The organism is Spirulina sp. CCY15215, from assembly GCF_016888125.1.
Lineage (GTDB): Bacteria > Cyanobacteriota > Cyanobacteriia > Cyanobacteriales > Spirulinaceae > CCY15215.
In genome coordinates this window covers 1-725 of the sequence record NZ_JACSWA010000154.1, presented here as the reverse complement: position 1 = coordinate 725, position 725 = coordinate 1, and the positions used below count along the sequence as shown (strand labels likewise).

1 protein-coding gene and 1 pseudogene are annotated in these 725 nt (G+C 42.9%); one reads left to right on the top strand and one right to left on the bottom strand.

The window, feature by feature from the left end:
* Nucleotides 1-180: 180 nt before the first annotated feature.
* Nucleotides 181-309: a hypothetical protein gene (locus JUI58_RS26860; RefSeq protein ID WP_275414285.1), complete on the top strand. Its 129-nt coding sequence runs from the start codon at nucleotides 181-183 to the stop codon at nucleotides 307-309.
* Nucleotides 310-324: 15 nt separating this feature from the next.
* On the opposite strand, the pseudogene JUI58_RS00730 reads toward JUI58_RS26860, so the two are convergent.
* A pseudogene (locus tag JUI58_RS00730) lies at nucleotides 325-725 on the bottom strand (hypothetical protein); the annotation flags it as partial.

The following is a 725-nucleotide window of genomic DNA, read 5'->3' as shown; positions in this document are numbered from 1 at the left end:
GCAAACCTGGTTCCTCCGGGTCTTCGCTAGGCAAATCGTACATGGTGGGCAGAGATTTCTGCTTGGAGTAAGAAGGTTGAAGTTGAACCATGAGAGAAAGGTTAAAACACTCTAAAAACAAGTGTACCTTAAAGAATAAAGAAAAAACTGTTAGAGAAGAATCGTCATTATGCTCAGGTTTTGGCTGAGTATAACAATGGGAATTTGGATGCGAGTTATGTCTATGGTTTGGATTTGATTTCTCAGGAACGAAATAATGTTGATTCTTATTATTTGGTGGATGGTTTGGGAAGTAATGTTTTAACCTGAGTACGATCGCGCTTCCTAGGAAAGAGAATCAGGATCTATACCTAATTGTAAAAGACGCTCTCTCATTTTTTGCAAGTCAGATTCAGCGCGATCTCTTTGTTGTCGTTCGCGATCGCGTTGGTTTTCGGCGAGAATAGCTCTTTGTTGCTGGCGATCGGCTCTTTGTTTTTCAAGTTCCTTTTCCAGCCGTTCGCGTTCTTTCTCTGCTCGTTCGCGATCGCGCTCATTTTCAGCCATAATAGCTCGTTGTCGTTCTTGTTGTTTTTCGTGTCGTTCTCGTTCCTTCTCCAGTTGTTCGCGATCGGCACGTTCATTGGGTGTAGAAATCCAATTACCAACCTCATCATAAAAACGCAACCACAACCCCTCTACTCCCTCATAAATGCCTTCCCATAAACCCAAACCCAAACCCAACT